General features: G+C 72.8%; 22 protein-coding genes. 7 read left to right on the top strand and 15 right to left on the bottom strand.

Going from position 1 to position 23841, the window contains the following annotated elements; translation table 11 throughout:
• Positions 1-70: 70 nt before the first annotated feature.
• The 5 genes from IF28_RS0135190 to IF28_RS0135170 form a co-directional block, all read right to left on the bottom strand.
• Positions 71-1144, bottom strand: a complete 1074-nt coding sequence (locus IF28_RS0135190; RefSeq protein ID WP_030229355.1) for an aspartate-semialdehyde dehydrogenase — start codon at positions 1142-1144, stop codon at positions 71-73.
• Complete coding sequence (locus IF28_RS0135185) at positions 1144-2421, bottom strand: aspartate kinase (protein ID WP_030229354.1); 1278 nt, start codon at positions 2419-2421, stop codon at positions 1144-1146. The genes IF28_RS0135190 and IF28_RS0135185 overlap by 1 nt, the downstream gene beginning before the upstream one ends.
• A 250-nt stretch (positions 2422-2671) precedes the next feature.
• Positions 2672-3331 (bottom strand): DUF5063 domain-containing protein, encoded by a 660-nt coding sequence (locus tag IF28_RS0135180; RefSeq protein ID WP_030229353.1) that lies wholly within the window; start codon positions 3329-3331, stop codon positions 2672-2674.
• Positions 3324-3923 (bottom strand): recombination mediator RecR, encoded by a 600-nt coding sequence (gene recR / locus IF28_RS0135175; RefSeq protein ID WP_030229352.1) that lies wholly within the window; start codon positions 3921-3923, stop codon positions 3324-3326. Before recR ends, IF28_RS0135180 begins: the two co-directional genes overlap by 8 nt.
• Before the next feature lie 78 nt (positions 3924-4001).
• The gene (locus tag IF28_RS0135170) at positions 4002-4346 is read right to left on the bottom strand and encodes a YbaB/EbfC family nucleoid-associated protein (protein ID WP_078621659.1); all 345 of its coding nucleotides are present in this window, start codon (positions 4344-4346) and stop codon (positions 4002-4004) included.
• 272 nt (positions 4347-4618) lie between these two features.
• Between IF28_RS0135170 and IF28_RS0135165 the strand changes: the two genes are divergently transcribed.
• The gene (locus IF28_RS0135165; protein ID WP_030229350.1) at positions 4619-5365 is read left to right on the top strand and encodes an SLATT domain-containing protein; all 747 of its coding nucleotides are present in this window, start codon (positions 4619-4621) and stop codon (positions 5363-5365) included.
• Between the two features lie 76 nt (positions 5366-5441).
• On the opposite strand, the gene IF28_RS0135160 is transcribed toward IF28_RS0135165, so the two are convergent.
• On the bottom strand, positions 5442-7550 hold the full coding sequence (locus tag IF28_RS0135160; RefSeq protein WP_030229349.1) for a serine/threonine-protein kinase: 2109 nt from the start codon (positions 7548-7550) through the stop codon (positions 5442-5444).
• Between the two features lie 201 nt (positions 7551-7751).
• On the opposite strand from IF28_RS0135160, the gene IF28_RS0135155 reads away from it, so the two are divergent.
• The 3 genes from IF28_RS0135155 (at position 7752) to IF28_RS0135145 (ending at position 10699) form a co-directional block, all read left to right on the top strand.
• A complete protein-coding gene (locus tag IF28_RS0135155) occupies positions 7752-9107 on the top strand; it encodes an aspartate aminotransferase family protein (RefSeq protein WP_030229347.1) in 1356 nt (451 codons plus the stop codon).
• A 136-nt stretch (positions 9108-9243) separates the two neighbouring features.
• Positions 9244-9933 (top strand): GntR family transcriptional regulator, encoded by a 690-nt coding sequence (locus IF28_RS0135150; protein ID WP_030229346.1) that lies wholly within the window; start codon positions 9244-9246, stop codon positions 9931-9933.
• 115 nt (positions 9934-10048) lie between these two features.
• The gene (locus tag IF28_RS0135145) at positions 10049-10699 is read left to right on the top strand and encodes a hypothetical protein (RefSeq protein WP_030229344.1); all 651 of its coding nucleotides are present in this window, start codon (positions 10049-10051) and stop codon (positions 10697-10699) included.
• 107 nt (positions 10700-10806) lie between these two features.
• Here IF28_RS0135145 and IF28_RS0135140 read toward each other — a convergent pair whose 3' ends face one another.
• On the bottom strand, positions 10807-12090 hold the full coding sequence (locus IF28_RS0135140) for an adenylosuccinate synthase (protein WP_030229342.1): 1284 nt from the start codon (positions 12088-12090) through the stop codon (positions 10807-10809).
• 187 nt (positions 12091-12277) lie between these two features.
• Between IF28_RS0135140 and IF28_RS0135135 the strand changes: the two genes are divergently transcribed.
• Positions 12278-13150, top strand: a complete 873-nt coding sequence (locus IF28_RS0135135) for a diacylglycerol kinase family protein (RefSeq protein WP_030229340.1) — start codon at positions 12278-12280, stop codon at positions 13148-13150.
• Between the two features lie 13 nt (positions 13151-13163).
• Here the strand turns inward: IF28_RS0135135 and IF28_RS0135130 are convergent, their stop codons facing one another.
• Entirely contained in the window at positions 13164-13661 is a 498-nt protein-coding gene (locus tag IF28_RS0135130; RefSeq protein ID WP_030229338.1) for a GbsR/MarR family transcriptional regulator, read from the bottom strand.
• 114 nt (positions 13662-13775) lie between these two features.
• Between IF28_RS0135130 and IF28_RS0135125 the strand changes: the two genes are divergently transcribed.
• Complete coding sequence (locus IF28_RS0135125) at positions 13776-14672, top strand: ABC transporter ATP-binding protein (protein WP_030229336.1); 897 nt, start codon at positions 13776-13778, stop codon at positions 14670-14672.
• Positions 14669-16273, top strand: coding sequence for an ABC transporter permease (locus IF28_RS0135120; protein ID WP_030229334.1), 1605 nt, complete (start codon positions 14669-14671; stop codon positions 16271-16273). Before IF28_RS0135125 ends, IF28_RS0135120 begins: the two co-directional genes overlap by 4 nt.
• A 97-nt stretch (positions 16274-16370) precedes the next feature.
• Here IF28_RS0135120 and IF28_RS0135115 read toward each other — a convergent pair whose 3' ends face one another.
• The 7 genes from IF28_RS0135115 to IF28_RS36720 form a co-directional block, all read right to left on the bottom strand.
• Positions 16371-17591, bottom strand: a complete 1221-nt coding sequence (locus IF28_RS0135115; RefSeq protein WP_030229331.1) for a cytochrome P450 — start codon at positions 17589-17591, stop codon at positions 16371-16373.
• Between the two features lie 41 nt (positions 17592-17632).
• On the bottom strand, positions 17633-18298 hold the full coding sequence (locus tag IF28_RS0135110) for a response regulator (protein ID WP_030229329.1): 666 nt from the start codon (positions 18296-18298) through the stop codon (positions 17633-17635).
• Positions 18295-19632, bottom strand: coding sequence for a sensor histidine kinase (locus IF28_RS0135105; RefSeq protein ID WP_051713990.1), 1338 nt, complete (start codon positions 19630-19632; stop codon positions 18295-18297). Before IF28_RS0135105 ends, IF28_RS0135110 begins: the two co-directional genes overlap by 4 nt.
• Before the next feature lie 87 nt (positions 19633-19719).
• Complete coding sequence (locus IF28_RS0135100) at positions 19720-20382, bottom strand: response regulator (RefSeq protein ID WP_030229326.1); 663 nt, start codon at positions 20380-20382, stop codon at positions 19720-19722.
• Positions 20379-21698: a sensor histidine kinase gene (locus IF28_RS0135095; RefSeq protein WP_030229324.1), complete on the bottom strand. Its 1320-nt coding sequence runs from the start codon at positions 21696-21698 to the stop codon at positions 20379-20381. The genes IF28_RS0135100 and IF28_RS0135095 overlap by 4 nt, the downstream gene beginning before the upstream one ends.
• A complete protein-coding gene (locus IF28_RS0135090) occupies positions 21691-22884 on the bottom strand; it encodes an acyltransferase family protein (RefSeq protein WP_106982212.1) in 1194 nt (397 codons plus the stop codon). Before IF28_RS0135090 ends, IF28_RS0135095 begins: the two co-directional genes overlap by 8 nt.
• A partial coding sequence (locus tag IF28_RS36720; protein ID WP_037894734.1) for an alpha/beta hydrolase occupies positions 22881-23841 on the bottom strand: 961 nt, incomplete at its 5' end. The genes IF28_RS36720 and IF28_RS0135090, both read right to left, overlap by 4 nt.

Below are 23841 nucleotides of genomic sequence, written 5' to 3'. Positions count from 1 at the left end.
CGGCCCATGATCCGGCGCTCACAGCACTCACACAGATCCTACAAACGAATCCTGTGCGATCCAGAACTTTTCACTGTTCAACCGCCACCAGTTCGGCGATCTGCGCGGTGTTGAGCGCCGCTCCCTTGCGCAGGTTGTCCCCGCACACGAAGAGCTCCAGCGCGGTCGGGTCGTCGAGGGCCCGCCGGACCCGCCCGACCCAGGTCGGATCGGTGCCCACGACGTCGGCGGGGGTGGGGAACTCCCCCGCGGCCGGGTTGTCGAACAGGACCACTCCGGGCGCCGTGGCCAGGATCTCGCGCGCCCCGTCGACGGTGACCTCGCCCTCGAAGCTGGCGTGCACGGTGAGGGAGTGCGTGGTGACCACCGGGACGCGTACGCAGGTGACCGCCACGGGCAGGGAGGGCAGGCCGAGGATCTTGCGGGTCTCGTCCCGCACCTTCATCTCCTCCGACGACCAGCCGTCCTCGCGCAGCGAACCGGCCCACGGCACGACGTTCAGCGCGACCGGCTCCGGGAACGGCCCGGTGTTGTCGCCCACGGCCCGCCGTACGTCACCGGGGTGCGTCCCCAGTTCCGTACCGGCCACCAGGGACAGCTGTTCGCGCAGGGCGCGCACGCCCGCGTGCCCGGCGCCGCTGACCGCCTGGTACGACGAGACGACGAGCTCGCGCAGGCCGAACTCGGCGTGCAGCGCGCCCAGCGCGACGATCATCGACAGGGTGGTGCAGTTCGGGTTGGCGACGATCCCGCTCGGGCGCCTGCGTACGGCGTGCGGGTTGACCTCGGGGACGACGAGCGGCACGTCCGGGTCCATCCGGAACGCGCCCGAGTTGTCGACGACCACCGCGCCCCGCGCGGCGGCGACCGGCGCCCACTGCGCGGAGACCTCGTCGGGTACGTCGAACAGCGCGACGTCGACGCCGTCGAAGGCCTCCTCGGTGAGCGCCACGACCTCGACCTCCTCGCCGCGCACGGCCAGCTTGCGGCCGGCCGAGCGCGGGGAGGCGATCAGTCGGATCTCGCCCCAGACGTCCGCACGCTGGGACAGGATCTGCAGCATGACCGTGCCGACGGCTCCGGTCGCCCCCACGACCGCGAGTGTCGGCCGCCCGGAACGCCCGGGTCGTACGGACTCGGCCATCAGCGGCCGGTGCCCCCGTAGATCACGGCCTCGTCGCTGTCGGAGTCCAGTCCGAACGCCGAGTGCACGGCGCGGACGGCCTCCGGCACGTCGTCCTTGCGGGTGACGACCGAGATACGGATCTCGGAGGTCGAGATGAGCTCGATGTTCACACCTGCGTCGCTGAGCGCGGTGAAGAAGTCGGCGGTGACGCCCGGGTTGGTCTTCATACCGGCGCCGACCAGGGAGATCTTGCCGATCTGGTCGTCGTAGCGCAGGGAGTCGAAGCCGATGGTGCCCTTGTTCTTCTCCAGGGCGTCGATGGCCCTGCGGCCCTCGGTCTTCGGGAGGGTGAAGGAGATGTCCGTCAGTCCCGTGGAGGCGGCGGACACGTTCTGCACGACCATGTCGATGTTGATCTCGGCGTTGGCGATCGTGCGGAAGATCGAGGCGGCCTCGCCGGGCTTGTCGGGCACGCCGACGACCGTGACCTTGGCCTCGGAGGTGTCGTGTGCGACACCGGAGATGAGAGCCTGCTCCACCTGCTTGTCCCCTTGCTTCCTCGGCGCACTGCTGACCCACGTGCCCTGCAGTCCACTGAAGGACGAGCGGACGTGGATCGGGATGTTGTACCGGCGGGCGTACTCCACACAGCGGTGGAGCAGCACCTTGGAACCGGAGGCCGCGAGTTCGAGCATGTCCTCGAACGCGATCCAGTCGATCTTCCGGGCCCTGCTCACCACACGCGGGTCGGCGGTGAACACACCGTCGACGTCCGTGTAGATCTCGCACACCTCGGCGTCGAGCGCGGCGGCGAGGGCGACGGCCGTGGTGTCGGAGCCGCCGCGGCCGAGCGTGGTGATGTCCTTGGAGTCCTGGCTGACGCCCTGGAACCCGGCGACGATGGCGATGTTGCCCTCGTCGACCGAGGTCTTGATCCGGCCCGGCGTGACATCGATGATGCGGGCTTTGTTGTGGACCGAGTCGGTGATGACACCTGCCTGGCTGCCGGTGAAGCTCTGGGCGTTGTGGCCCAGGTTCTTGATCGCCATGGCCAGCAGGGCCATGGAGATCCGCTCTCCGGCGGTCAGCAGCATGTCGAGCTCCCGCCCGGCAGGGATCGGGGAAACCTGCTCGGCGAGATCGATCAGCTCGTCCGTCGTGTCGCCCATCGCGGAAACCACGGCGACCACCTGGTGGCCGTTCTTCTTGGCTTCCACGATTCTCTTGGCGACGCGCTTGATGCCTTCGGCATCGGCTACGGAGGAGCCTCCGTACTTCTGCACGACAAGGCCCACGTGCGCTCCTCGCTCAGTCCGTCGTTTTCCACAGTCCGCCCACATAGGTGTGCGCTGCGGTCGGCTCAGTCTATCGAGCGCCCGAAAAACCCCTCCGCGATATCGCATGATGAGACTCCCGGCGCCCGTGCAGGGGGCTCATGCCCATCCCGGCGCGGACCACGCGGAAAAGTGCCCCGCGTCACACACGGACCCGGTTCGCGGCGTCGCCGTACGCGGCGGAACGGCGCCGCGTCCCTGCCCGCGGCGGCTACGTGACCGGGCGGACGCCCAGCGGCTGCCCGATCTCCTCCGCCATGACCTGGCCCGCCTCGAACTCCAGGGTGTCGTCGCCCATGCCCTGGTCGGTGTCGAGGCCGTCCAGTTCCGCCAGGGGCTGGTTCAGACGCACGTGCGCCACGACGGACTGGAGGGCGCGCAACGCCGCGGACGCGGTGGAGCCCCAGTTGGAGAAGTAGGAGAACTGCCACCACCACAGGGCCTCCGTGGTGCGGCCGGCCCGGTAGTGCGCCATGCCGTGGCGGAGGTCGGTGATGACATCGGTGAGATCGTCGGAGATACGCGCCGGCACCGGGGCCTTGCGGAGCTCGTACGGGTCGAAGACCTCGGAGTAGACGTCGATCGGTTCGAGCATCCGGGCCAGGTTCTCGCGGAGTTCGTCCACGTCGGCCTCCGGGCCCATGTCGGGCTCGTAGCGCTCGTCCGGGACGATGTCCTCGTGCGCGCCCAGGCGGCCGCCGGCCAGGAGGAGCTGGGAGACCTCCAGGAGGAGGAAGGGGACCGCCGAGTCCGGCTCGTCGCCCTTCGCCACCTCCGTGACGGCGACCAGGAAGCTCTCGATCTGATCCGCGATCTGGACCGCGAAGTCGTCCGGGTTCTGGTTCGTCGCGTGCAGCGTGGCATCAGACATCTAGGAGTCGTCTCCCCTCGAAGGCGCGGCCGAGGGTCACCTCGTCCGCGTATTCCAGGTCGCCGCCCACCGGGAGGCCGCTGGCCAGGCGGGTGACCTTCAGGCCCATGGGCTTGATCATGCGGGCGAGGTACGTCGCCGTGGCCTCGCCTTCCAGATTCGGGTCCGTGGCCAGGATCAGCTCCGTGACCGTGCCGTCGGCCAGCCGTGCGAGAAGCTCCCGTATCCGCAGATCGTCGGGGCCCACTCCGTCGATGGGGCTGATCGCGCCGCCCAGGACGTGGTAACGGCCCCGGAACTCACGGGTGCGCTCGACGGCGACCACGTCCTTGGGCTCCTCCACCACACAGATGACGGCCGGGTCGCGGCGGGTGTCGCGGCAGATGTTGCACCGCTCCTCCTGCGCCACGTTCCCGCAGGTCGCGCAGAAGCGGACCTTCGCCTTGACCTCCGTCAGCGCGTGCGCCAGACGCCGCACGTCCGTCGGTTCCGCCTGGAGGATGTGGAAGGCGATCCGCTGCGCGCTCTTGGGACCGACGCCGGGCAGCCGCCCCAGCTCGTCGATGAGGTCCTGGACCACGCCTTCGTACAACGGACTGCCGTCCCTTCCTGGTGTTCCTTCAGTACGTACCGTAGAGGCCCGCGGGCCTTCTTAGAAAGGCCGGAAAGGTCAGAACGGGAGACCGGGGATCCCGCCGCCGCCACCCAGCCCCTGGGCCAGCGGGCCGAGCTTCTGCTGCTGGAGGTTCTGCGCGTTCTCGTTGGCCGCCTGGACCGCCGCGACGATCAGGTCGGCGAGGGTCTCGGTGTCCTCCGGGTCCACCGCCTTCGGGTCGATCACGAGGCCGCGCAGCTCGCCGGAGCCGGTCACGGTGGCCTTCACCAGGCCGCCTCCCGACTGCCCGTCGACCTCGGTCCTCGCCAGCTCCTCCTGCGCCTTGGCCAGGTCCTGCTGCATCTTCTGGGCCTGCTGGAGGAGCTGCTGCATGTTCGGCTGGCCACCACCGGGGATCACGATTGGGCTCCTTGGTCGGTCCGTCGGTAAGGGTTTTACCGTTCGGCACGAGCCTACGTGGTCGCGGGAGCCGTCGCCCCGGCACTCTTTCGAGTGAGTCACCCCCGGGGCCCTATACCTGATCACGGCCATCTTCCGGGCGAAAAAGAGCCCGAACCCCCGGCGCCGCCACCCGTTGGGCGGTAGGAAGGGTCAGGCGCGCGAGTACCTGGCGTCACACTTTACGCACGGACGGTAGCCGGAGTCAGCAGGGGTCAGTAGGGAGATACCGGGTGGGTCAGCCGGAGATGCAGCCCGAGGGTCGGCCTCATGACGGGCGGGGCAAGGGGGCGGCCGGGCCCCGGCCGGGCGACCTGGAGGGGCGGGAGTTCCCGCTCGGGGACTGGGGCGAACCGGCGGTCCGGCTGGACGAGCTGTACCGGTGGGTGGAGCGCGGGGCGCTGGACACGGCCGCCTGGTATCTCGCGGAGCGGGCGTGGAAGCGGCGGTGCGCGTGGGCGCTGCGCGCCGGGACGGCCGCGGGCGCGCTGACCGGGGCCGCGCTGCCGCTGCTCGATCTGGCGAGGGTGGCCGACGGGTGCGCGCCCTGGGGCTATCTGGCGCTGCTGCTCGGGGTGGCCTGTGTGGCCGGGGACCGGTTCTTCGGGACGACGTCCGGCTGGATGCGGGACATGGCGACGGCGCAGGCGGTGCAGCGGCGGCTGCGGGCGTTCCAGTTCGACTGGGCGTCGGAGTGCGTGCGCGAGGTCCTCGGCCCGGCGGACGGCACGGCGAGCGAGGCGGCCGAGCGGTGTCTGTCGGTGCTGCGGCGGTTCTCGGAGGACGTCACCGAGCTGGTACGGGTCGAGACGGCGGACTGGATGGTGGAGTTCCGCGCGGGCGGCGCGCCGCTGGGCGTGCTGACGGCGGTGGCGGGGGCGGGACGCCCGGAGACCGCCCTCCCACCGGGCCGCTTCCCGGCCCCGCACGGACCTGCCCGCCCCAACATGCCCCGCCAGCGCCCGCCCGAGCCCCGCTGAGCGGCGCCGCGAGGTCCCTCCCGTATCCGGACGTCGAACCGGCCGCGGTGCCGCTCGTCGGCGGGAGTTCGGACGTTCAGCCGCGTGTGTAGGTGAGCTGTTCGCCGGTGCCGGTGTTGACGCGCTGGAGGGAGTCGCCGGAGAGCAGGGTGATCGTGCTGGCGGCGCCCGGGGTGCAGGCGCTGCGCGGCTCGCCGACGGTGACGGACGACGGGCCGAGCTCCAGCCGGCCGCCGGAGCCGGGGTCGGCGGTGAGGCGGGCCTCGAAGACACAGTGGTAGGTGCCGCTGCCGGCGGGCCCGTCGGCGACGAGGGACATCACGGTGTCGCCGACCTCGCCCTGCTGGATGGTCAGGGTGCGGGTGTGCTCGCCGCTCGCGTTGTCGATGGTGGTGGACCAGCTGCCCAGGTAGTCGGCGGGGACGGTGCCGTCGGCGGGCGCGGAGGTGCTGGGCTGTCGCGTCGGGGACGGGTCGTCGGAGGCGGCGCCCTGGGTCGCGCCGGCGGATGTCGGGGGCGGAGTGGTCGGATCGCCGCCGGCCCGGTGGCCGGTGTCGCCGCCGCTCATCAGGGCGTACACGGTGCCGCCGGCGGCGAGCGCGACGACCAGGGCGATCACCACGAGCAGCACGGTGGAACGGCTGTCCCGGCGCGGCGCGGGCGCCGCGGGCAGGTACGGCGGCGGTCCGTACGGCGGGGTCTGCCCGGGGCCGTGGCCGCCGCTGTACGGGTAGCCGTACGCGGGCTGCTGGGGGTGCCCGTACGGTCCCGGCGCCGGGGCGGGGACGGGGGCGCCCTGACCTGCCACGAGGGTGGGCAGATGGTTCACCCCGGGCGGGGGCGGGGGTGGTACGGCGGAGTCGTCGGTGGCGCGGGCGTGCTCGGGGGTGACGGCGGGGTGACCTGCGGCGGGGGTGCCGGGGTACGCCGGGCCGGGCACTACGGCGGCGGGACCGCCGGGGTGCCCGGCGGGCATCCCACCGGCGGCACCGCCCTGCGGGGGCGCACCGGGGTACGCCGGGCCGGGCGGAGCCTGATCCCCGGTGGCGGGCACGCCGGGCGTCTGCTGACCGGCGCCCGGCGCCGAAGCGGGAGGCCCACCCGGCTGACCGGCCGCCGGTACGGCGGAAGCGTCCGGCCCGGCGGGACCGCCCTGCGCGGGCACCCCGGGGTGCCCCGAACCGGGCGGAACCTGATGCCCCGCGGGCGACTGCGGTGCCGATGCCGGAGGGCCGCCCGGCCGGCCGGCCGCCGGGGTGGCCGGCGCCGGGTCCTCCGCGTCCAGGAGGCGGACCGCGTGGCGGCCCAGCTGGGCGACCAGGGCGCTCGGCAGCCAGGGGTCGCGGGAGCGGCCGCCGGCCACCGTGTCGTCGGCGCCGGTGCGCTGCAGTACCTGGTTCAGCGTGGGCCGCGCCGCCGGGTCCTTGCGCAGACAGTCGCGTACGAGATCGGCGAGCCCCTCGGGCACCCGCTCCAGGTCGGGTTCCTCCTGGGCGATGCGGAACATCAGCGCGTGCACACCGCTGTTGGCGGTGCCGAACGGGTACGTGCCGGTGGCGGCGTACGCGAGCACCGAGCCGAGGCAGAACACGTCGCAGGCCGGTGTGATGCGGTCGCCGCGCACCTGCTCGGGCGCCATGAAGCCGGGCGAGCCGACGAGCGCGCCGGTGCGGGTGAGGCCGCCGTCGGTGACCGTCTCCAGCGCCCGCGCGATCCCGAAGTCGATGACGCGAGGGCCGTCGATGGTGACGAGCACGTTGGACGGTTTGAGGTCGCGGTGGATGATCCCGGCGGCGTGGATGTCCTTCAGCGCGTGCGCGAGACCGGCGGCGAGGATGCGTACCGAACGCTCGGGCAGGGCCCCGTGATCGTGCCCGACGACCTGCTGGAGGCTGGGCCCGGCGACGTACCCGGTGGCCACCCACGGCACGGGCGCCTCCGTGTCCGCGTCCAGCACCGGCGCCGTCCAGTCGCCGCCGACCTGCCGCGCGGACCGCACCTCCTGACGGAAGCGTGCCCGGAACTCCTCCTGCCGGGCCAGTTCCCCGCGGACCAGTTTCACGGCGACGGTGCGCCCCCGGTCGGAGCGGGCGAGATAGACCTGTCCCATGCCGCCGGCCCCGAGCCGCGCCAGCAGCCGGTACGCGCCGATCTCCCGCGGATCCCCCGGCCCGAGCTTGTCCATCGCCGCGCCGCCTCCCCCCAATGAGCAACATCCCGAGGATAGTGCGGGGCCGGTAACCGATGAGCTGGGCGACCCCTACGGTTCCGTAACAGGGGGCCGGGGACGCGTCCGTCTCCTGTCGACACCCTGTCGCGGAAAGTCCCCCACCGCAGACAGGCCGCCGATGTCGTGGACGGACCGGCCCCGCCTACCCTCGGCGGCATGACCCCTCAGCCGAACCCCGAGGCCGGAGCCGCCGTCAAGGCCGCCGACCGTGCGCACGTGTTCCACTCCTGGTCCGCCCAGGAGCTCATCGACCCGCTCGCCGTCGCCGGAGCGGAGGGGTCGTACTTCTGGGACCACGACGGCCGGCGCTATCTCGACTTCACCAGCGGGCTGGTGTACGCGAACATCGGCTACCAGCATCCGAGGGTGGTCGCCGCGATCCAGGAGCAGGCGGCGCGGATGACGACGTTCGCGCCCGCGTTCGCGGTCCAGGCGCGGTCGGAGGCGGCACGGCTGATCGCCGAGCGGACCCCCGGCGACCTGGACAAGATCTTCTTCACCAACGGCGGGGCCGACGCGGTGGAGCACGCCGTCCGGATGGCGCGGCTGCACACCGGCCGCCCCAAGGTGCTCTCCGCCTACCGCTCGTACCACGGCGGCACCCAGCAGGCGGTCAACGTCACCGGTGACCCGCGCCGCTGGGCCTCCGACACCGGCACCGCCGGTGTCGTGCACTTCTGGGCGCCGTTCCTGTACCGCTCCCGCTTCTACGCGGAGACGGAGGAGCAGGAGTGCGCGCGGGCGCTGGAGCACCTGGAGACGACGATCGCCTTCGAGGGGCCGGGGACCGTCGCCGCGATCGTCCTGGAGACGATCCCGGGCACGGCGGGCATCATGCCGCCGCCCCCCGGTTACCTCGCCGGGGTGCGCGAGCTGTGCGACCGGCACGGCATCGTCTTCGTCCTGGACGAGGTCATGGCCGGGTTCGGGCGGACCGGGACATGGTTCGCGGCGGATCTGTACGACGTCGTCCCGGACCTGATGACCTTCGCGAAGGGTGTGAACTCCGGGTATGTGCCGCTGGGCGGTGTCGCCATCTCCGCGGCCATCGCACAGACGTTCGCGAAGCGGCCGTACCCGGGCGGGCTGACGTACTCGGGGCACCCGCTCGCCTGCGCCGCCGCCGTCGCGACGATCGGGGTGATGGCGGAGGAGGGGATCGTCGAGAACGCGGCGACGCTCGGCGCGTCCGTCGTCGGACCCGGTCTGCGGGAACTGGCGGAGCGGCACCCGAGCGTGGGCGAGGTGCGCGGCACCGGCATGTTCTGGGCGCTGGAGCTGGTGCGGAACCGGGAGACGCGGGAGCCGCTGGTGCCGTACAACGCGGCCGGGGAGGCGAACGCCCCGATGGCGGCCTTCGCCGGCGCCGCGAAGGAGGCCGGGATCTGGCCCTTCGTGAACATGAACCGTACGCATGTGGTGCCGCCGTGCAACGCGAGCGAGGCGGAGCTGAAGGAGGGCCTGGCGGCGCTGGACGCGGCGCTGTCGGTGGCGGACGGCTACGTGGAGTAGCGGCGGGGAAGGGTGCGCGGGGCTTTCCCCGCGCACCCTTTCGAACCCGTCGGGGTGCATTCGAACGCGTAAGGTGTCGTGCCCGTACACATCCGTGCACACGTCACTCGAACGCGACGAGGGAGACGCCCCGACCATGCCCGGCTTCAGTGGCAACGGCGCCGTGACCCGCAGCACCCTGCGGCAGCAGATCGCGGACGCGCTCCGTGACGAGGTGCTGGCCGGGCGGCTCCAGCCGGGGCAGGAGTTCACCGTGAAGGAGATCGCCGACCAGTACGGCGTCTCCGCGACCCCGGTCCGGGAGGCGCTGGTCGACCTGTCGGCGCAGGGGCTGCTCGACGCCGACCAGCACCGGGGTTTCCGGGTGCACGCGTACGACGCCGACGACTTCCGGGGCATGATCGAGGCCCGCACCCTGGTGACCGACGGGATGTTCCAGGCGCTGACCGCCGGACACCTGGCGCAGCTGAGGCCGGACGAGCCGCGCGTCGCCGCCGCCCTCGCCGGGGTGCGCAGACGCGGCGAGGAGGCCCAGCGTGCGGCCCTCGCCGGTGAGGTCACCGTCCTCATCGGCTACGACCTGCGGTTCTGGCGCGAACTCGGGGCCGTGTTCGGCAACCCGTATCTCACCGACTTCCTGCACCGGTTGCGCGTCCAGACCTGGGTGTGTGTGGTGCAGCATCTGCGGCGGCTGCCCGATCCGCGGGGCCGGCTGTGGGACCGGCACACCGATCTGGTCGACGCGCTGTCGCGCCGCGACATCGATACGGCGCGTGCGATCGCCGAGTCGTACAACGCGGACTGGCTCTCCCTCGTGGAGGGCTGACGGGCGGCGGTGTGGGTAAGGGACCGGCACGGGGGGAGCCGCCCGCGCCGGGCGCCGATACGCTTTCCTGACCACGACCGACTTCACGACGACCGTGCTGTGTGAGGAGCTCTCTTTGGCCTGTGACCTGTGGCTGGTACCGCTCGTCGACGTGTTGTGCCATACGCCCGACAATCCGTTCGCCGAGGAACTCGCGCAGTACAACGGGGTGCTCGCCGAGGCCGGTCTGCCGCCGGTGCCGGTGTACCAGTACATGCCGGGACTGACCGGCGAGGTGGCTCCGGTCGCGGGTTTCGACTACGACGCGCTGCACTTCCTGCGGCGGGTGTATCTGCTCCAGGTGTGCGGGCTGCCGGTCACGCCGGTGGACGAACTGGGCGGCGACTACGAGCAGTTGCTGGAGATGTTCGAGACGACGGCCCAGCAGGCCCATTTGGTGTGGCACTACGACCACGCGGGCGCGTACGTTCCCGTCGACTTCCCCCACCCCCTCGCCAACGACGAACTCCTGGCGGGCGGCGGCCCGTTGGGCTCCTCCCACGCCCTGCTCCGGGAGCTGGAGCTGGTGGCCCCGTCCATCGGCATCGACCCGGCGAACCCCCCGGCCGCGCCGGAACCCCCGCACGGCCCGACCGAACTCGAGGAACCGGCCGTCCCCGCCCCCTACGACCCCAGCCCCTTCGCCCGCGAGCGCCACGTCTGGCTCGGCCTGCACGCGGCGGCGACCCGGAGCCTGGCCCAGGGCTCGATGATCGTCTTCAGCTGAGGCCCACCGCGGCACGAGAAGCCCCTTCCGCGGCTCCTCGGCGTCCAGGAGCGCGGGTCCGCCGTCCGCCGGCGCCCGTGCGGGGCGCCGGCGGACGGTTCGCCGTACTACAGGAACGAGTTGATCTCGATCGTCTCGGTGCGGCCCGGACCCACGCCGATCGCGGAGATCGGGGCGCCGGACATCTCCTCCAGGGCCTTGACGTACGCCTGGGCGTTCTTCGGGAGGTCGGAGAAGGACTTCGCCTTGCTGATGTCCTCGCTCCAGCCCGGGAGCATCTCGTAGACCGGCTTCGCGTGGTGGAAGTCCGTCTGCGAGTACGGGAGTTCCTCGACGCGCCGGCCGTCGATCTCGTACGCCACGCAGACCGGGATCTGTTCCCAGCCGGTGAGGACGTCGAGCTTGGTGAGGAAGAAGTCGGTGAGGCCGTTGACGCGGGTGGCGTAGCGGGCGATCACCGCGTCGAACCAGCCGCAGCGGCGGTCGCGGCCGGTGGTGACACCGCGCTCGCCGCCGATGCGGCGCAGCGCCTCGCCGTCCTCGTCGAACAGCTCGGTCGGGAACGGGCCGGCGCCGACGCGGGTCGTGTACGCCTTGAGGATGCCGATGACCCGGCTGATCTTCGTCGGGCCCACGCCCGCGCCCGTGCAGGCGCCGCCCGCGGTCGGGTTGGAGGAGGTGACGAAGGGGTACGTGCCGTGGTCGATGTCGAGGAGCGTGCCCTGGCCGCCCTCGAAGAGGACCACCTTGTCCTGCTCCAGCGCCTCGTTGAGCACCAGCACCGTGTCGGAGACGTACGGGGCGAGCTTGTCGGCGTAGCCCAGCAGTTCCTCGACCACCTGCTCCACGGCGATCGCGCGCCGGTTGTAGAGCTTGGTGAGCATCTGGTTCTTGGCGTCGAGGGCCGCCTCCACCTTCTGGGTGAGGATCGACTCGTCGTACAGGTCCTGGACGCGGATGCCGACGCGGTTGATCTTGTCGGCGTAGGTCGGGCCGATGCCCCGGCCCGTGGTCCCGATCTTGCGCTTGCCGAGGAAGCGCTCCGTGACCTTGTCCACCGTCACGTTGTACGGCGTGATGATGTGAGCGTTTCCGCTGAGCAGGAGCTTCGACGTGTCGACGCCGCGCTCGTTCAGACCGCTCAGCTCGGAGAGCAGGACCGACGGGTCGACGACGACGCCGTTGCCGATGACCGGCGTGCAGCCGGGGGACAGGATTCCGGAAGGGAGCAGGTGGAGGGCGTACTTCTGGTCGCCCACGACTACCGTGTGGCCGGCGTTGTTGCCGCCTTGGTAGCGCACCACATAGTCGACGGAGCCACCGAGCAGGTCCGTCGCCTTTCCCTTGCCTTCGTCACCCCACTGAGCACCGAGCAGCACAAGTGCGGGCACGCGCGTACACCCCTTCCGGGCGGGGCATGTCCAAGGTCAGGGCGCACACGGAGATTCTCCGCCGCGTGCACCGCGACGACCACCGTTGGCCGCCAACCGTCGGACCGGATGCCCCGGAATAGACGAAGCCCCTGGCGCAACAGCGCAAGGGGCTCTTGCACAAAGATGCTACCCGAGGAAGCGAGGCATGGCCGAGGTGGCGACTTCCAGGACCTCATCCGCTACGTCCGATCAGCTCCTGGTGGTCATCGATCCGGTCGCCCGGCGGACGGACGGGGAGTCCGTCCGCATCGCGAAAGACGTGCTCGGCGCGGGTGCGGCGGGGACGAAGGTGTGTCTGCCGGACAGTGCGGAGGAGTTCGCGCGGGCGCTGGCGCGGCGCGGGTCGCGGCGGCCGGTGGTGGTCGGCGACGACCGTGCGCTGGTGCGGGCGGTGACGCTGCTGCACCGGCAGCGGGAGCTGGCCGGCTGCGCGCTGTCGCTGGTGCCGGTGGGGAGTGCGGTCTCCCTCGCCCGGTCGCTGGGGGTGCCGGCGGGGGCGGTGGCGGCGGCGCGGGCCGTGCTGGACGGGGCGGAGCGGCGGATGGATCTGCTGGTCGACGACAGCGACGGGGTGGTGCTGGGCGCGCTGCGCATCCCGCCGCTCGGGGGCCCGGCGGGGATGCCGGAGGCGGGCGGTGAGGCGGGGCATCCGTGGCTGCGGACGTGCCGGTCGCTCGTACGGACGCTGGTGCCGGCCAGGCCGTCCGGTTCCGTCTCCGCTCCCGAGGCGGGGCCGGCGCGGCTGCGGGTGGAGGTGGACGGGGCCACGCTCGTCGATCTGGGCCAGCCCGTGGAGTGCGTCTCGGTCGTCCCGGACACTTCCGGAACGGCCCGGGTGGAGGTACGCCCGGCGTCGGTCGGCGCGGAGGCGTCCCCCCTGCTGGCCCGGGCCCGCACGGTGACGGTGTCGGGCGCCCACTTCCGCTACCGCGCGGACGCGGTGGTGTCGGGCCCGGTGGGGACCCGGACGTGGGTGGTACGGGAGGGCGCCTGGGGGCTCACGGTGCCGGTGCGGTAGCCGCGGCCGTGTGTCACCCCCGCCCGAACCGCTTCTCCCGATGCGCCCGCCAGCGGTCCATCATCGTCTCGACCTCCTTCTCGACGAACTCGAAGAAGGCGAGCGTCTCCTCCAGACGGCGGCCCGCCGGGGTGTGCGCGCCCAGGCTGGTGACGCCTTCGCGGAGGGCGTCCTCCCAGCGTTTGATGATGGCCTCGCGGTTGGTGAGGGCCTCGTACCACTGGTCGCCGTGGACCCGGTAGCGCTCGCGGCGGGAGCCGGGCTCGCGTTCGCGGGACACCATGTGGACCTGGGAGAGGTAGCGCACCGCGCCGGAGACCGCGGCCGGGGAGATCTTGAGCTGTTCGCCGAGTTCGGCGGAGGTCAGGACGCCGGCGTCGGAGGCGAGCAGGGCCGCGAAGACGCGGGCCGGCATACGGGCCAGGCCGGCCTCGACCAGCTGGGCCGCGAAGTGCTCCACGAAGCGTGAGACCGCCTCCGGGTCCCGGGCCGTCCCGCTCGCCTCCGCCATGCTCCGACCATCTCCCCTGCTCACACGCCGTGGCTGCCTCGGATCGAGTCTAACCCTCGATTTATACGGTTCCTTAACTTCACAAATTTCTGAAAGAAGCGTACGTTCCGGAGCATGACGAAGGCCATCACCGTGTCCGGACTGCACAAGTCGTTCGGCCGGACCCACGCGCTGGACGGTCTCGACCTGAGCGTCGAGACCGGCGAGGTCCACGGCTTCCTCGGGCCCAACGGCTCCGGGAAGTCCACCACCATCCGCGTCCTGCTCGGCATGCTGCGCGCCGACGCCGGCGCCGCCCAGGTGCTCGGCCGGGACCCGTGGACGGACGCCGTGGAGATCCACCGCCGTATCGCCTATGTGCCCGGTGACGTGACGCTGTGGCGCAATCTGTCCGGGGGCGAGGTCATCGACCTGTTCGGCAGGCTGCGCGGAGGCCTGGACCCGCACCGGCGGGACGAACTGGTCGAGCGGTTCGAGCTGGACCCGACGAAGAAGGGCCGGACGTACTCCAAGGGCAACCGGCAGAAGGTGGCCCTGGTCGCCGCGTTCGCCTCCGACGTCGATCTGCTGATCCTGGACGAGCCGACGTCGGGCCTGGACCCGCTGATGGAGGAGGTCTTCCAGCGCTGTGTCGCCGAGCAGCGGGAGCGCGGGCGGACCGTACTGCTGTCCTCGCACCTCCTCAGCGAGGTGGAGGAGCTCTGCGACCGGGTCAGCATCATCCGCAGGGGGACCACCGTGGAGAGCGGTTCGCTCGCCGAGCTGCGGCATCTGACCCGGACGAGCGTCAGCGCCGAACTCGCCGGGCCGCCGAACGGTCTCGCCGCGCTGCCCGGTGTGCACGGCCTCGACGTCCAGGGCCACCGGGTCCGGCTCCAGGTGGACACCGACAAGCTGGACGCGGTACTGCGCTCGCTGAGCGCGTCGGGCGTGCGGTCGCTGACCTCCACCCCGCCCACGCTGGAGGAACTGTTCCTGCGGCACTACCAGGACGAGGTGACCGCCCGATGAGCGCCGCCGACTTCGCCGTACGGCCCACCACCGCGCGACAGCTCGCCGGCACCGGCGTCCTGCTGCGCTTCGCGCTGCGCCGGGACCGGGTGATGATCCCGGTCTGGGTCGGGGTGAACACGCTGATGGTGCTGTCGATGCCGAACACGCTGAAGAGCCTGTACGGCACCGCCGCCGAACGCGCCGATCTGGTGGCGCGGATGGCCACGAACTCCTCCCTGCGGGCCATGGTCGGGCCCGTCCTCGGCGACTCCCTCGGCGCGCTGACCGCCTGGCGGGCCGGGGTGTACGCGGGTGCGCTGGCCGCCGTCGTCGGTCTGCTGGTCGTCGTACGGCACACCCGTGACGAGGAGGAGAGCGGGCGTCAGGAGATGGTGGCGTCCGGGATGGTGGGCCGCAGGGCCTCGCTCACGGCGGCGCTGCTCGCGGCGGCCGTCGCGAACGGGGCGCTGGCACTGCTGGTGGCGGCCGGGCTGGCCGGGCAGGGCGCCGCCGGGGCGGTGGCGTTCGGGCTGGGGCTCGCGGGCGTGGGCATGGTCTTCGCGACGACGGCGGCGATCGTGGCCCAGCTGACGGAGAGCGCGCGCCTCGCACGGGGGCTGACGGCCGGGGTGCTGGGTGCCGCGTTCGTGCTGCGGGCGGCGGGTGACGCGGCGACGGACGACGGCTCGTCACCGCTGACGTGGGTGTCACCGCTCGGCTGGCTGACGAATCTGCGGGCGTACGCCGGTGAACGGTGGTGGGTGCTGGGCCTGTTCGCGGGCGCGGCGCTGGCGCAGGGGGCCGTGGCGTACGCGCTCGCCGGCCGCCGGGATCTCGGCATGAGCTTCCTGCCGAGCCGTCCCGGACCTGCCGCGGGCCGGCTGCGGAGCGCGGGGGCGCTGGCATGGCGGCTGCAGCGGGGCGGTGTGCTCGGCTGGAGCGCCGGCTTCCTGCTGGCGGGGCTGGCGTACGGCGGGATGGCGGACGGGGCGGCCGAACTGGTCGGCGACAACGAGAGCGCCCGGGAGATGTTCCGGCGGATGGGCGGGCGGTCGGGGCTGACGGACACGTTCCTCGCGGCGATGGCCGGGATGCTGGGCCTGGTGGCCGCGCTGTACATCGTGTCCTCGGTACTGCGGCTGCACGGCGAGGAGACCTCGGGGCGGGCCGAACCGGTCCTCGCGGGGGCGGTCGGACGGCTGCGCTGGGCGGCCGGGCATCTGGCGGTCGCGTTCGGCGGGACGGTGCTGCTGATGCTGCTCGCGGGCGCGGGCCTCGCGCTCGGTCACGGCGAACGGGCGGGCGCGATCATCGGCGCGTGTCTGGTGCAGGTCCCGGCGGTGTGGGTGACCGGCGGGATCGCGGTCCTGCTCTACGGACTGACGCCCCGGGCGGCGACGGCGGCGTGGGGCGTGGCCGGGGCGGTCCTGCTGATCGGCTGGGTCGGCCCGGCACTGGACGTACCGGCCGCGGTGCTGGACCTGTCCCCCTTCGGCCATCTGCCGAAGCTGCCGGGCGGGGAGATGGCATGGCCGCCGCTCCTGGTCCTCACCGCGCTCGCGGCGGGACTGACGGCGGCGGGACTGGCCGGGGTACGACGGCGGGACCTGACGACGTGACGTCGCCCCGGTCCGCCTGCCGGGGCGGGGACGGCTTCCGGCCGAAGGACTTCCGCGCCGTGCCGCCGTCCCCCTCGACCGGACCGGGAGCGGGTGGTCACCCCACCTCCACGGCCAGCCCTTCCAGCCCTCTGATCACGAAGTTCGGCTTCCGCCGCGGCTCCGCCGCCAGGCGCAGTCCCGGTGCCTTCTCCAGCAGCGCCCTCATCGAGGCCGCCAGTTCGATACGGGCCAGGGGCGCGCCGATGCAGTAGTGGATACCGGCGCTGAAGGAGATGTGGGGGTTGTCGCGGCGGGTGAGGTCCAGGCGGGACGGGTCGGCGAAGACCGCCGGGTCGTGGTTGGCGGAGCCGAAGAGCATCGCGATCTCCGCGCCCCGGGGGATGACCCGGCCGTCGATCTCGATCTCGTCGAGGACCCAGCGTTCGAAGAGCTGGAGCGGGGTGTCGTAGCGCATCAGCTCCTCGATCGCGGTGGGGATCAGGGAGTGGTCCGCGCGCAGGGCGGCGAGCTGGCCGGGGTTGCGGAACAGGGCCCACCAGCCGTTGACCGTGGAGTTCACGGTGGCCTCGTGGCCCGCGTTCAGCAGCAGGACACAGGTGGAGATCATCTCCTGCTCGGTGAGCCGGTCGTCCTCGTCGTGGGCGGCGATCAGTCCGGAGATCAGGTCGTCGCCGGGGTTCCTTCGGCGTGCGGCGATCAGGTCGCGGAGGTAGTCGGAGAACTCGGCCGACGCCCGGACGGCCCTGCGCGCCGTCTCCTGCGGCGGGTTCAGCTCGTACATGCCGCAGATGTCCGCCGACCAGGGCCGCAGCGGCGCCCGGTCGGCCTCCGGGATGCCGAGCATCTCGGCGATCACCGCGACCGGCAGCGGCTCGGCGACGTCCCGCAGCAGGTCACCGCCGCCGGCGTCGACCAGCGCGGACACGAGACCGTCCGCCAGCCCCTCGACGTACGGCTTCAGGCGTTCCACCGTGCGCGGGGTGAACGCCTTCGACACCAGGCGGCGGATGCGGGTGTGGTCCGGCGGTTCGAGGTCGAGCATGCCGTGGTCGTTGAGGGTGTGGAACGGCTCGTGCTCCGGCGGCGGGGCGGTGCGGCCGAACTCCTCGTGGGTGAAGCGGTGCTGGTACGTCCGTCCCAGGCGCCGGTCGCGCAGCAGCGCCGAGACGTCCGCGTGGTGCGCGACCAGCCACTGGTCCGTCGGCTCGTAGTACCGCGCCCGCCCGCGTGCGCGCAGCTCGGCGTAGACGGGGTAGGGGTCGGCGACGAACGCGGGGTCCCACGGGTCGAACGCGAGGTCGTCAAGTACTGCCATGACCGGACGGTAGCCCGGAACCCCGCCCCTGACCAGGGGGGTCAGCCCGGTGTGACCAGCCGGGCCTCGTAGGCGAACACCGCCGCCTGCGTACGGTCCCGCAGACCCAGCTTCACCAGGATCCGGCTCACATGGGTCTTGATCGTGGACTCGGCGACCACCAGCCGCTCGGCGATCTCGGAGTTCGACAGCCCCTGCGCGATCAGCACCAGCACCTCGGTCTCCCGCTCGGTCAGCTCCCCGTACGCCCCGTGCGCGGACGGCATCAGGCGGGGCCCCTCGGACAGCTTGGAGAACTCGGTGATCAGCCGCTTGGTCACCGAGGGCGCGAGCAGCGCCTCGCCGGACGCGACGACCCGGACCCCGTCGGCGAGCTGCCGGGCGGAGGCGTCCTTGAGGAGGAAGCCGGAGGCGCCCGCGCGCAGCGCCTGGTAGACGTACTCGTCGAGGTCGAAGGTGGTGAGCACCAGGACCTTCGCCGTACCGTCGGCGGCGACGATCTCCCGGGTCGCCTCGATGCCGTTGAGTTCGGGCATGCGGATGTCCATGAGGACCACGTCGGGGGCGAGTTCGCGGACCCGGTCGACCGCCTCCCGGCCGTTGACGGCCTCGCCGACGACCTCGATGTCGGGCATCGCGCCGAGCAGGACGGAGAAGCCCTCGCGCACCATCATCTGGTCGTCCGCGATCAGGACCCGGATCGTCATGCGTCACCCTCGTTCACCGTGGCGACCGGCAGGAACACGGCGACCTCGTAGCCGCCGCCGTCCGCCGGTCCCGCCGTCATCTCGCCGCCCAGCATGGTGACCCGCTCGCGCATCCCCGTGATGCCGTGCCCGGCGCCGGGCGAGGGCTTTATCAGGTTCGGCGCGGGCGCCGGACCGTTCACCACGCGTACGCCGAGGCCGCCGAGAACGTACCCGATCTCGACGCGGGCGCTCGCGCCGGGCGCGTGCCGCAGGCTGTTGCTCAGCGCCTCCTGCACGATCCGGTACGCCGACAGCTCCACGCCCTGCGGCAGCTCCCGTACCGCGCCGGTCATCACCTTCTCCACGGACAGGCCCGCGTCGCGCACGTTGACCAGCAGGGCGTCGAGGTCGGCGAGGGTGGGCTGGGGGGCGTCCGGGGCCTCGTAGTCCTCGGCGCGGACCACGCCGAGGATGCGGCGCAGTTCGGTGAGGGCGGCCACCGCGTTCTCCCGGATGGTGACGAAGGCGCGCTCCAGCTCCGGCGGCGGGTTCTCCACCCGGTACGGCGCGGCCTCGGCCTGGATGGCGACCACCGACATGTGGTGGGCCACCACGTCGTGCAGTTCGCGGGCGATGGTGGTGCGTTCCTCCAGCGCGGTGCGCTTGGAGCGTTCGTGCGCGGTCACCGTCTGCTGGGCGGTCACCTCCTGCTCGGCGGCCCGGCGGATGTGCCACACGGAGACCACGAGCAGGGCGAACGCCGACGTCACCAGCATGGGCGCGCTGTTGGTGTAGTAGTAGGAGCCGCCGAAGAAGACGTCCGCGAGGAAGGCGTAGGCGAAGGTCAGGACCCACATCCAGGCGGCGGTACGGGGCCGGGTGCGCAGCGCCACGAAGACCAGCACCGCGAGATGGCAGACGAACGCGCCGGGCATCCACGGCCAGTCCCAGCCGTCGCCGCCCAGGATCGAGACCACCGGGGTCACGGCGAGCGACATCCAGAACGCGCCGATCGGCCGCACCAGTGTGGCGACCACCGGGGCCGCGCACAGCAGGCCCGTCAGCAGGGCCAGTACGTCACCGCCGGGAAGGCCGCCCCCGAGCGCGCCGGCCGCCAGGGCGATCAGCGCGACCGCCCCCACCACCGCGTGCGGAAGATGCCGCGCGGCTGCCCGCGCCCGCGCGGGCAGCCGGCGGACGAACGGGCCGTCCGTGTGCCGGCTCGGCAGCGGGCGGTAGGCGAAGGGGTCGTGGAACAGGTCCTGGCGCAGTCCCCGCAGGGCGTTCTGGGCCAGCCGGTACTCGGGGCTGCGGGTCCCGTCGCCGTGCTGCTGGTGAGTCGTCTCGGTCACGCTCACACGGTAGGCCGACCGGGTGAGGCGGGTCGTCCCCGCTGAGGGGGGTTGTGGGGCGTCCGTCTCAGGTACTACGCGCGTGTTTCAGTACCCGGAGGGGCGGACCAGCCCGGACTCGTACGCGAACACCGCCGCCTGCGTACGGTCCCGCAGCCCGAGTTTCACCAGGATGCGGCCGACATGGGTCTTCACGGTCTGCTCGGCCACCACCAGCCGTACCGCTATCTCCGCGTTGGACAGGCCCTGCGCGATCAGCGCGAGCACCTCCGTCTCGCGTTCGGTCAGCCCGCCGGCGCGCTGCCTCAGCGGCGGACGGGGCCGGGGGTCGAGGCGGGAGAACTCGGCGATCAGCCGGCGGGTGACGCCGGGCGCGAGCAGGGCGTCGCCCGCCGCCACCACCCGTACGGCCTCGGCGAGCTGGTCGGCGGAGGCGTCCTTCAGCAGGAAGCCGGACGCGCCGGCGCGCAGTGCCTCGTACACGTACTCGTCGAGGTCGAAGGTGGTCAGGACGAGGACCCTGATCCCGGGGGTGGCGGCGGTGATGCGGGCGGTGGCCTCGATGCCGCCGAGTTCGGGCATGCGGATGTCCATCAGGACGACGTCCGGGGCGAGTCCGGCGACCTGCGCGACGGCGTCGAGACCGTCCACCGCCTGGCCGACGACCTCGATGTCGGGCTGGGTGTTGAGCAGCACGGTGAAGCCCTGGCGGACCATCTGCTGGTCGTCGGCGATCAGTACGCGGATCATGCGGTGCCGTCCTGGGGTGCGGGGCCGGTGGCGGGCGGGACGGGCGCCGGGAGGCGGGCGTCGACCTTGTAGCCCTTCCCGGCCCAGGGGCCGGCCGTCAGCGTGCCGCCCAGCATGACGGCCCGTTCCCGCATGCCGAGCAGCCCGTGTCCGGCGCCCGCGGACGGCGGTGCCTCGCGGGTGGGACCGGTGTTGACGACCGTCACCCGCAGCCCCCGCGGATCGTAGGCGAGGGTGATGTGCGCGGTCGCGCCGGGGGCGTGCCGCAGCACGTTGCTCAGCGCCTCCTGGACGATCCGGTACGCCGACAGCTCCACTCCGGGCGGCAGCGGGCGCCGCTCGCCGGTGATCTCGGTGGTGACGGTGAGTCCGGCGGCGCGGGTGTTCTCCACCAGCGGTGCGAGCCGGTCGAGGGTGGGCTGCGGGGCGTCCGAGCGCTCGCCCGGGGCGGCGTGCTCGGAGCGCAGGACGTCGAGGACGCGGCGCAGTTCGGTGAGCGCCTCGACGGCGTTCTGCCGGATGCCGGCGAGGTTCTCCTTCAGCTCGTCGGACGGGTCCTGGACCAGGTGGGGGGCGACCTGGGCCTGGATGGAGATGACCGACATGTGGTGGGCCACCACGTCGTGCAGTTCCCGGGCGATGCGGCTGCGTTCCTCCAGGAGGGTGCGGCGGGCGCGTTCCTCGGCGGTGAGGGTGGTCTGCCGGCCCAGTTCGGCGCGGGCCTCGCGGCGGCCGCGCAGGGCGGTGCCGAGGATCACGACGACCGCGGACAGCGGCACCAGCACCTGTCCGGTGGGCTGGTAGCTGACCGCGCCCCACACTCCCTGGAGGAGGTAGGTGATCAGGAAGGTGAGGCCCCAGGCCTCGACGGAGACCCGGGTGGGCACCCGCAGAGCGAGCAGCAGCAGCACGAACAGGTGGGCGATGATCCCGGAGGCGGTCCAGGGCCAGGTGAAGGTGGTCTCGTCGGCGATCATCCGCCGGTGCAGCAGGACCGCGCCGACCAGGGTGGCGGCCGTGGACAGCCACCACGCCGGAACGGGCCGGCGCAGGGCCCAGACCATCGCGCCGGCCTGGGACACCGCGACGAGGAACGCCGGGCCGAAGGCGAGGCCGCCGTTCTCCTGGAGCTGCGGCAGACCGCCCGCCAGCACCCCGAACGCGGCCAGGCACACGATGCCGTGCGGCAGCCAGCGCAGCCAGGTCGACGGCGGCAGGGGGTCGCTCCGCGCGGTCCACAGGTCGTCCCGCAGGACGCCCAGCCACCGCCGGACCAGCTCCGCCCCCTTGTCCACCACGCGGTCCAGCCTAGACATGCCGTACGTCCTTCCCGGCCTGCCGGTGCGTACGGACCACCCGGGACCGTCTCCGCCGGGCCCCGTCCCGCTCCCAGGACCGGAAGGCGGCACAGCAGACGGCGAGGGCGAGGGCCAGCACCGGCAGCCAGGCGAGGCGGGCGGCGACCCAGCCGAGGCCGTCGGGGGCGGTGTGCAGACCGGGGAGGCGGCCGGCGAGGAGGCCGGTGGCGGTGGTGGCCATCAGGGCCGTCTGGTGCCAGAGGAAGACGGTCATCGCGGAGAGGTTGACCAGCGCCACCGCCGCCCATGCGACGGGCCGCCGCATGACCGTACGCAGCCGGTCCCGCAGCAGCAGGGCGAGCCCGCACTGGGCGAGGCCGAAGGTGACGGCGGCGAGCGTCGGCGGGTTCAGGTTGGACACCCCGGCGCCGGGGACGCCGACCATGGAGGCCGGGTAGCCGGCCCGGGCGACGAGGGCGGCCGTGGCGGCCGTGCCGGAGAGGAGGAGGATCCAGCCGGAGCGGCGGCGTTCCAGCTCGCCCCGGGTCCAGGCCGCGCCCAGGGTGTACGGGACCAGCCAGCCGGCCGCCAGGTTGAGCCAGCCGAGCCAGGCGGGGGCGCCGAGGCCGAAGCGGAGCAGGTCGACGTGGAGGACGACGGCGAGCGGCCACAGCGGGTGGAGCCGGGTGAGCAGCGGGGTCGCGGCGGTGAGGGCGGCGAAGACCAGCAGGAACCACAGGGGGGACAGGGCCAGCTTCGCCAGCGTGCGGACGGTGGCGTACTCGGCGCCGGAGAGCAGCAGCGCGGCCGTGACGACCGTCCACAGGGTGAGGACGGCGGCGACGGGTTTGAACAGCCGGGCCAGCCGGTCGCGCAGCCAGCGGTGGTACGGGATGCCGCGGGCGCGGGAGGAGATGTGGCCGCGGGTGGCGACATGCCCGCCGACCAGGAAGAACACGGCGAGGGTCTGGAACATCCAGGACACGGGGGCGAGCCAGGGCATCTGCTGGAGCGGGCTGGCCGTGTGCAGGGTGCGGCCGTCGGCGACGAGGGCGGTGACGAACCAGTGGCCGAGGACGACACCGAGGATGGCGCCGGCGCGGAGGGCGTCCACGGCACGGTCCCGGTGGGCCGGGGTGGCCGCGTCGACGCGGACGGCGGTGTGGCGTATCGCGGTCGTGAGGCCGCTCACGAGGCCGTTCACGAGGTCACCGCCCGCGTCTCGCCGAGGACGATCCGGGTGAGGTTGGCCAGGGAGGCGGAGCCGGGGGCGAAGTAGTCGCTGTGGCCGCCGTCCCCGGCGTCGAAGACCCGGGCGCCGAAGGCCGGGGAGACGGGGTCGGTGCCGAAGCCGACGGTGGTGCCGAGGAGGTCGGCGCTGAGGTGCGGGACGTTCTCGACCCAGTCGCCGGTGCCCCGGGCGGCCCAGACGCGGGCCCGGGTGTGCAGGGCGGCTGCGGTGTCGGCACCGGTGCCGGGGCTGCCGAGGAGGGCGATGTCGTCGACGTCGAGCCCGTCGGCGGCCTCGGCGCAGACGACGGAACCGTAGGAGTGGCAGAGCAGGGAGATACGGGCACGCGACCCGACGACGGACCGCACCTCCCTTACGGCGTCCCGCAGTTCGGGCGCGGCCTCCTTCGCCCGCCCGGTGGTGGCGACGGCGCTGCTGAAGGTCCCGGGCGTCTCGTACCCGAGCCAGGCCACCACGGCGCCGCGCTCCCCGAGCCGCTCGTGCAGGGCGAGCGCCCCGGCCCGGAACCGCCCGTAGGTATCGATCCCGGTGTCCGACCCCGGCACGAGCACGGCGACGCGTTCAGCGGTCGCGAGCTCCCCGAGCACCTCGGTGACACGCCCCTGCCCCCGCCCGTCGAAGGCCAGCAACTGCCGCCCGGCGAGCTCCCGTTCGACACGGGCCCGCCCCTCATCCCCGTACTCGGCGGCCATCCGCGCGGCTTCCCCGGCATTGGCCCGGTTCCCGGCATAGACACCGTCGAGACCCGCGACGGCAGGCGCCGCGACCCCGGCAGGAGGAGGAGCCGGCACCCGCCCCCGCCCGGCCCCCGCAAGCGGCACGGCAACAGCACAGGCAACCCCCACCGCAAGCACCCCCCGCCACCAACGCCCCCCACGCCGGCCAACCCCAGCACCGCCCCCACCCCCG

It is taken from the genome of Streptomyces sp. NRRL WC-3626, assembly GCF_000718785.1.
Classification (GTDB): domain Bacteria; phylum Actinomycetota; class Actinomycetes; order Streptomycetales; family Streptomycetaceae; genus Streptomyces; species Streptomyces edwardsiae.
Note: the sequence above shows the minus strand (reverse complement) of the source record. Positions and strands in the feature narration are given on the sequence as shown.